The organism is Stenotrophomonas sp. SAM-B, from assembly GCF_013387485.1.
In the GTDB taxonomy this organism is placed as follows: domain Bacteria; phylum Pseudomonadota; class Gammaproteobacteria; order Xanthomonadales; family Xanthomonadaceae; genus Stenotrophomonas; species Stenotrophomonas maltophilia_AA.
On record NZ_JABBXB010000016.1, the window covers coordinates 44,859 to 52,654 of the forward strand.

6 protein-coding genes are annotated in these 7,796 nt (G+C 69.2%); 3 read left to right on the plus strand and 3 right to left on the minus strand.

Going from position 1 to position 7,796, the window contains the following annotated elements:
* Window positions 1–26: 26 nt before the first annotated feature.
* From HH110_RS18330 to radC, 3 genes are all read right to left on the minus strand, one after another.
* Complete coding sequence (locus HH110_RS18330) at window positions 27–890, minus strand: SPOR domain-containing protein (RefSeq protein ID WP_176990951.1); 864 nt, start codon at window positions 888–890, stop codon at window positions 27–29.
* Between the two features lie 18 nt (window positions 891–908).
* On the minus strand, window positions 909–2,597 hold the full coding sequence (gene argS / locus HH110_RS18335; RefSeq protein WP_176990952.1) for an arginine--tRNA ligase: 1,689 nt from the start codon (window positions 2,595–2,597) through the stop codon (window positions 909–911).
* A gap of 102 nt (window positions 2,598–2,699) precedes the next feature.
* Window positions 2,700–3,389, minus strand: coding sequence for a DNA repair protein RadC (gene radC / locus HH110_RS18340; protein WP_176990953.1), 690 nt, complete (start codon window positions 3,387–3,389; stop codon window positions 2,700–2,702).
* 194 nt (window positions 3,390–3,583) lie between these two features.
* Here radC and coaBC point away from each other — a divergent pair, with 194 nt between their 5' ends.
* Genes coaBC through HH110_RS18355 form a run of 3 tightly spaced genes read left to right on the plus strand, consistent with a single transcriptional unit; the run spans window position 3,584 to window position 7,668 of the window.
* The gene (coaBC, locus tag HH110_RS18345; protein ID WP_176990954.1) at window positions 3,584–4,843 is read left to right on the plus strand and encodes a bifunctional phosphopantothenoylcysteine decarboxylase/phosphopantothenate--cysteine ligase CoaBC; all 1,260 of its coding nucleotides are present in this window, start codon (window positions 3,584–3,586) and stop codon (window positions 4,841–4,843) included.
* Window positions 4,840–5,313: a dUTP diphosphatase gene (gene dut, locus HH110_RS18350; protein WP_176990955.1), complete on the plus strand. Its 474-nt coding sequence runs from the start codon at window positions 4,840–4,842 to the stop codon at window positions 5,311–5,313. Before coaBC ends, dut begins: the two co-directional genes overlap by 4 nt.
* Before the next feature lie 12 nt (window positions 5,314–5,325).
* Window positions 5,326–7,668 carry a phosphomannomutase/phosphoglucomutase gene (locus HH110_RS18355; protein WP_176990956.1) on the plus strand — a complete coding sequence of 781 codons (2,343 nt, stop codon included), beginning with the start codon at window positions 5,326–5,328 and terminating at the stop codon, window positions 7,666–7,668.
* Window positions 7,669–7,796: the final 128 nt, after the last annotated feature.

Genomic DNA, 7,796 nt, shown 5'->3' on the forward strand with positions numbered 1-7,796 from the left:
CCTTGGGGTAGTCGCGCGGCGCGCGGCTACTGTGCCTTGATCGCCATCGCCTGAAGCCCCGTCCCATCCAGCTTCTGCTTGGCTTCGGCCAGCTCGCCCGCGCTGCCATACGGCCCCATGCGCACGCGATACACCGTCTTGCCGTTGATCTGCGCCGATTCCACGCGCGCGGCCAGGCCGATCATCGCCAGCTTGGCCTTGGTCGCCTCGGCATCGCCGGAAGCACCGAAGGCGCCGGCCTGCAGGATGTAACGCACGTTGCCCGCGGCCGGCGTGGTGGCGGGGGCAGCCGACGTGGTCGCGGCCGGTGCATCCGGCTTCGGTGCGGTGGCGACCGCGGTGGGTGCCGATGCGGCCGGTGCCGGCGTCGCCGCCGGACGTTCATTCACCGGGGCCGGCAACGCCGCAGTGCTGACCGGCGCCGGGGTGGTGGTCGCCGCGGTGCTGGTCGGCGCCGGTGCGGGCGGCAACGGGCGGCCTTCGAGCGCCGCCTGCGCGCGCTGCGCTTCCGCCTTGGCACGTCGCTGATCTTCCGCGCGTGCGCTGGCCGCCAGCTCGGCATCGGACATTTCCACTTCCTTGCCGGGCAGCAGGGTGTAGAAGTCGTACTGCGTCGTCGCCGGCTTGGCCGGTTCGGCGGGCGTAGCGGCGCCCGGCTTGGGCAGCTCGGTACCGACGTCGGTCTCGGCGTCGCTCACCGGGGCCGGCTGGGCGTTCGGGTCCGGCTGCGGGCCGACCCGCAGGAAGCCATCGCCCTCGTTCTTGAACAGGTTCGGTGCCGCCAGGAACACCACGGCCGCAATCGCCACACCCGCGACCAGCCACACCCATCCCGGGGTGCCCTGGTTGCTGTTGCGCCGTGCCTGGCTCTTGCCGCGTCGTGCTGCCATTTACTGCTTCTCCACTGCTTACATTTTTTCCGGGGCGGATACGCCCAGGATGTTCAGACCATTGGCCAGGACCTGGCGCGCGGCGCAGGCCAGCGTCAGCTTGGCGTTGCGTTCGCTTTCGTCGGCCACCAGTACCTGCGTGCCGTGATACCACGTGTGGAAGGCGTGCGCCAATTCACGCAGATACTGCGCGATCAGGTGCGGTTCCAGCGCCAGTCCGGCCGCTTCGACGACTTCCGGGAAGCGCGACATTTCCACCATCAGCCACAGCGAGGCGTCGTCGCCCAGCGAGGACAGACCGGCCAGGCCCGCGGCCGGCGTGTAGCTCAGGCCCTTCTCCTGCGCCTGGCGCAGCAGGCTGCAGACGCGGGCATGCGCGTACTGCACGTAGAACACCGGATTGTCGTTGCTCTGCTGGCGGGCCAGATCGATATCGAAGGTCAGCTGCGAATCGGGCTTGCGCGCGATCAGGAACCAGCGGGTGGCATCGCGGCCGGCTTCTTCGATCAGGTCGCGCAGGGTCAGGTAGCTGCCGGCACGCTTGGAGAGCTTCACTTCCTCGCCACCGCGCATCACCGTCACCATCTGGTGCAGCACGTATTCCGGCCAGCCCTTGGGGATGCCGACGTCCAGCGCCTGCAGGCCGGCACGCACGCGCGCCAGCGAACCGTGGTGGTCCGCGCCCAGCTCGGTGATCGCGCGCTCGTAGCCGCGCTGCCACTTGGAGAGGTGGTAGGCCACGTCCGGCAGGAAGTAGGTGTAGGTGCCGTCGGACTTGCGCATCACGCGGTCCTTGTCGTCACCGAAGTCGGTCGAGCGCAGCCACAGCGCGCCGCCTTCCTCATACGTATGGCCGGCCGCGTTGAGCTGGGCGACGGTCTCTTCGACCTTGCCATCCTTGTACAGCGAGCTTTCCAGGAAGTAGATGTCGAAATCCACGCCGAACGCGGCCAGGTCCTGGTTCTGCTCGTTGCGCAGGTAGGCCACCGCAAAGCGACGGATCGCATCGAGGTTGTCCGGGTCGCGCTCGCCGACCACCGAGTGGCCTTCCAGCTCCACCGTGGCGCCGGCCAGGTAGGCGTTGGCCACGTCCTGGATGTAATCGCCGCGGTAGCCCGCTTCCGGCCAGCCGGCGTCGTCGGGCTTGAGGCCCTTCGCACGCGCCTGGGTGGACAGCGCCAGGTTTTCGATCTGCACGCCGGCGTCGTTGTAGTAGAACTCGCGCTTGGCGTTCCAGCCGTTCACTTCCAGCAGGCGCGCCAGGCAGTCACCGATCGCCGCCGCGCGACCGTGGCCGACATGCAGCGGACCGGTCGGATTGGCCGACACATATTCCACGCCCACGGTGCGGCCGTTGCCGCTCAGGTTGTGGCCGTAATCGGCACCTTCCTTGAGCACGCCGGCCGCTTCGCGCTGGTAGGCGCTGGGGGCGAGGTGGAAATTGATGAAGCCCGGGCCGGCGATCTCGACGCGGGCCACGTCATCGCTCTTGGGCAGCGCATCGAGCAGCGCCTGGGCCAGGGCGCGCGGGTTGCTGCGCGCCGGCTTGGCCAGCAGCATCGCGGCGTTGGTGGCGAAATCGCCGTGCTCACGGGTCTTCGGGCGTTCGACCACGAATTCCGGGGTCAGGGTATCGGCCGGCAGAGTGCCGTTGGCGCGCAAGGCTTCGATGCCTTGGCTGATCAGGGCGCGGAGGAGATTTTTCACAAGGCCTGCTTTGGGACTGGAGCGGCGGAATCGGCAATTTTAGCCCAGAAGCCACCCCGATCCATTGAACCGGGGCCGAGCGGCGGCGTTTCCCACGCCGGATCAGGCCGTTCCGGTGCCCATCCAGCCGCGCGCGGCCATCGATACCGGGGCCCCGTCGCCGATGACGACATGGTCGAGCAGCCGGATATCCACCAGTGCCAGTGCCTGTTGCAGCAGCGTGGTGATCCGGCGGTCCTCCACCGAGGGCTCGGCACTGCCCGAGGGATGGTTGTGGCTGACGATCACCGCGGCAGCGTTGTGCAGCAGGGCCCGGCGGACCACTTCACGCGGGTAGACCGCCGCCGCATCCACCGTCCCGCTGAACAGCTCCTCGCAGGCCAGCGTGCGGTGCTGGTTGTCCAGGAACAGCGCGGCGAACACCTCGTTGGGCCGCGCCCGCAGCCGCTGTTTGAAGTAACGGCCTGCGGCGGCGGGGTCGCGCAGGCTTTCGCCCCGCGCCAGCTCGGCCGCCAGATGCCGATGCGCGAGCTCCAGCCCGGCCACCAGCTTGCAGCTGCGGGCCGGCCCAAGGCCGGGCAGGGCCGCCAGCGCGCTGGCCGGCAGGTCGAGCAGGTTGCGCAGGGGGCCGTGGGACTGCAGCAGATCGCGGGCGGTTTCGACCGCATCCCGGCCGCGCAGGCCTGAGCCGAGGAAGATCGCGAGCAGTTCGGCATCGGACAGGGCGCCAGCGCCTTGGGCGAGCAGCTTTTCGCGGGGACGCTCGGCGCTGGGCCAGTCTCGGATCGACATGGCCCCAGTGTCTGTGGGTGACGGCGGATTCACCATCGGTGAACCGGGCGCCATCGTGTCGGTAAATGCAGGGCAACGTGCCACGTCCGGCGATTCCTTATGACGAAAACCTGCCTCCTTATGCCGCTGGCGCATCAGGCGGCTTACAGACCATCGGGTAAGCTAATCGCCTCGGTTCGACAGGAACACCCAAGGTGGCTGACTCCCCCCAGGCTTCTCCGGCGGCCGCGCGCCCGCTGGAAGGCCAGAAGCTGTTGTTGTGCGTTGGTGGCGGGATCGCTGCCTACAAGTCGCTGGAACTGGTGCGCCGCCTGCGCGATGCCGGTGCCCAGGTGCAGGTCGCGATGACCGCCGGGGCCCAGCAGTTCGTGACACCCCTGAGTTTCCAGGCGCTGTCCGGCCAGCCGACCCGCACCACCCTGTGGGACAGCGCGGCCGAGCAGGCGATGGGCCATATCGAGCTGGCCCGCTGGGCCGACCGCATCGTGGTCGCACCGGCGACCGCCGATCTGCTCGCGCGCCTGGCCCAGGGCCACGCCGATGACCTCGTCACCACCCTGTGCCTGGCCACCACCGCGCCGCTGACCGTGTGCCCGGCGATGAACCATCGCATGTGGCTGCACCCGGCCACCCAGACCAACATCGGCCTGCTGCGCGAGCGCGGTGCCCAGGTGATCGGGCCGGAAGACGGTCCGCTGGCCGAAGGCGAGTCCGGCCCGGGCCGGCTCACCGAACCGCACGCGATCGTGGCCGCGCTGGCCGGGCTGCGCGCATCGGCGGCTGCCGAGCCGCCGGCCACCAGCGAACTGAAGGGCCTGCGCGTGCTGATCAGCGCCGGCCCCACCTATGAAGACATCGATCCGGTGCGCTACGTCGGCAACCGCAGCAGCGGCAAGATGGGCTACGCCTTGGCCGCCGCCGCCGCCCGCCTGGGCGCGCAGGTGGTGCTGGTCAGTGGACCGGTCCAGCTGGCCACGCCCGCCGGCGTGCAGCGCGTCGACGTGCGTTCGGCCGCGCAGATGCGCGAAGCGGTGCTGGGTGCGCTGCCGGCCGACATCTATATCGGTGCGGCCGCGGTGTCCGATTACACCCCGCGCCAGGTCGCCCCGCAGAAACTCAAGAAGACCGCTGGCAGCCAGAGCCTGACCTTGGAACTGGTGCGTACCCCGGACATCCTGGCCGAGGTCGCCGCGCAGACCAACGCGCTCAAGCTGGTGGTCGGTTTCGCTGCCGAGACCCACGACGTGGAGAAATATGCGCGTGGCAAGCTGGTGGACAAGCGCCTGGACCTGGTGATCGCCAACCAGGTCGGGATCAGCACCGGCGGTTTCGAAAGCGATGAAAACGCGGCCTCGGCCTACTGGCAGGGCGGCGAACAGGTGTTCCCCGGCACCTCCAAGGCCGTGCTGGCCGAACAACTGTTGTCCCTGATTGCCCAGAGGTTGCACGCATGACCATCGATTCCTCCCTGCAGCCGCTGCAGGTCAAGCTGCTGGACCCGCGTTTCGGCGACGAATGGCCGCTGCCGGCCTACGCCACCGAGCACAGCGCCGGGCTGGATCTGCGCGCCGCGCTGGAGACCGAGCTCACCCTGCAGCCCGGCGACACCGCGCTGATTCCCAGCGGCATCGCGATCCATATCGCCGACCCGAACCTGGCCGCCGTGGTGCTGCCGCGCTCCGGCCTGGGCCATCGCCACGGCATCGTGCTGGGCAACGGCACCGGCCTGATCGACGCCGATTACCAGGGCCCGCTGCTGATCAGCGCCTGGAACCGCGGCCGCGAACCCTTCACCCTGCAGCCCGGTGATCGCATCGCCCAGCTGGTGGTGCTGCCGATTGCACGCGTGGCGCTTCAGGTAGTGGATACTTTCAGCGACAGCGCCAGGGGAACGGGTGGATTCGGCCATACCGGGGTGCGCTGACAGGGGAGTTTCATGAGCAAGGCGAAAGCGGAAGGACGGCCGCAGTGGACGACAGGGCGCTCGGTGCCGCTGCTGTCCGTGCTGCTGGTGCTGTTGGCGGTCTGGTTCGGGTGGAGCGGTGTGCGCCAATGGCGCCAGGCCGCCGTGGGTGCCGAGCTCGAGCAGTCGCGCGACCGTGTGGTTGAGGGCCTGCAGACGGCCCTGACCGGGCAACTCGGGAAACTGGCCACGCTGCTCAAGACCGAGCGCGTCGCCAGTGCGCTGGCCGGCGGCAATGCCCAAGGTGCCGCTGTCGCCATTCGCGAAGGCTGGCCGGGCGTGGAGGACGTCCAGATCCTCACCGCCGATCTGGATGCGGCCTACGCCGATCCGAAGGCCTTTGGGTACTCGCGCCTGGCGCTGCTCGAAGCGGCCATCGCCGATGACGCGCCTGTCGCCCGCGTGGTGCGTGATGCCGGCGGGCAACGTCTCGGCCTTGCAACGGCGGTCGACCTCGGCCCGCAGGGCGCGGCCGTCGTCTATATCCGCCAGCCACTGCTGCGCCTGACCGGCGTGTTCGACAAGGTCGCCGTGCCGGGCGACGGTTACCTCGCCCTGCGCCAGGGCAACCACAACGTCGTCGAACAGGGCAGCCGCGGGCTGTCCGGCGGCGCTGAAGCGCTGGCGCGTCCGATCGGGCGCAGTGGGCTGCGTCTGTCCGCCGCCGTGCCGGATATCGAACCGGGTCCGCTGGGCCTGGGGGCGATCCCCAGTGCGATCGTCGCCGTGTTGCTGCTGTTGATCGCCGTGCTGCTGGTGCTGGGCAAGGGCAAGGTGCCGTTGCCGCGTCGCCGCGGTGCGGCCGAGAGTGCCACCGATACGGGCCCGACCCTGAGCGAAAGCCTGGCCCAGGCCCCGCTGGCGGCGGCCGCCGTCGAGCGCGTTGACGAAGCGACGCCGCCACCGCCCACTGTCCCGGGCGAGGCGGTCGCGGCCGAGATCTTCCGCGCCTACGACATCCGCGGCGTGGTCGGCCGCGAGCTGACCCCCAAGGTCGCCGCGCTTATCGGCCAGGCGATCGGCTCGGTGCTGCAGGTCCAGGGCCTGCGCGACATCGTGGTCGGCCGCGATGGCCGTCTCTCCGGCCCCGAGCTCACCGCCGGGCTGATCGAAGGCCTGCGCCGCGCCGGCTGCAACGTCACCGACATCGGCCTGGCGCCGACCCCCGTGGTGTACTTCGCCAGTTATCACCTGCGCGCGGGCAGCTGCGTGGCGGTGACCGGCAGCCACAACCCGCCCGATTACAACGGCTTCAAGATCGTGGTCGGTGGCGAAACGCTGTCCGGCGATGCGATCACCGAGCTGTACCACCGCATCCGCGATGGCCAGCTGCACGTGGCGTCCGAACCGGGCAGCTTCCAGACCCGCGAGGTCAACGCCGATTACATCCAGCGCATTGCCGATGACGTGCAGCTGGACCGCCCGCTCAAGGTGGTCGCCGATGCCGGCAACGGGGTGGCGGGCGAGCTCGCCCAGCCACTGCTGGAGGCGATCGGTGCCGAAGTGATTCCGCTGTACTGCGATGTGGACGGCACCTTCCCCAACCACCATCCGGACCCGAGCGATCCGGACAATCTGGAAGACCTGATCCAGACCGTGAAGCGCTTCGATGCGGACCTCGGCCTGGCCTTCGATGGCGACGGCGACCGTCTCGGCGTGGTCACCCGCGAAGGGAAGATCATCTACGCGGATCGTCTGTTGATGCTGTTCGCCGCCGACGTGCTGATGCGCAACCCGGGCGCGCTGGTGATCTACGACGTGAAGTGCAGTGGCAAGCTGTCTGACTACGTGCTGCGCAACGGCGGCAGCCCGCTGATGTGGAAGACCGGCCATTCGCTGATGAAGGCGAAGATGCGCGAGACCGATGCCGAGCTGGCGGGCGAGATGAGCGGGCACTTCTTCTTCAAGGAGCGCTGGTTCGGTTTCGACGACGGCCTGTACGCCGCCGCGCGCCTGCTGGAGATCCTGGCCCAGCGCGAGGAGACGCCGTCGGAGGTACTCGACGAACTGCCCGACAGCGTCTCCACCCCCGAGCTGAAGGTGCCGGTCGATGCGGGCACGCCGCATGCCCTGGTGTCGCTGTTCGTGTCGTCTGTGCAGGTGGAGGATTCGCCGTTCGCTGGCGCGCGCCTGTCCACCATCGACGGCCTGCGTGCCGACTTCCCCGATGGCTGGGGCCTGGTGCGGGCGTCGAACACCACCCCGGTACTGGTGCTGCGTTTCGAGGCCGATGACGAGGCCGCGCTGGAGCGCATCAAGGCGCTGTTCCGCGCGCAGCTGCAGCCGTTGCTGCCGGGCGTAGAGCTGGGCTTCTGATCTGCGTGGGTACCGACCAACGGTCGGTACCTACCGCCGCGATCAGCGGTACTACCTACCCTGGCGATCAGCGGTAGTGCCGGCCGCTGGCCGGCTCTTCGCATTCCTTGAGCGTTACGTGGAGCCGG

Coding starts and splice junctions, on each gene's coding strand:
- HH110_RS18330 (WP_176990951.1), bottom strand. CDS start 890: ATGGCAGCACGACGCGGCAAGAGCCAGGCACGGCGCAACAGCAACCAG.
- radC (WP_176990953.1), bottom strand. CDS start 3,389: ATGTCGATCCGAGACTGGCCCAGCGCCGAGCGTCCCCGCGAAAAGCTG.
- dut (WP_176990955.1), top strand. CDS start 4,840: ATGACCATCGATTCCTCCCTGCAGCCGCTGCAGGTCAAGCTGCTGGAC.
- HH110_RS18355 (WP_176990956.1), top strand. CDS start 5,326: ATGAGCAAGGCGAAAGCGGAAGGACGGCCGCAGTGGACGACAGGGCGC.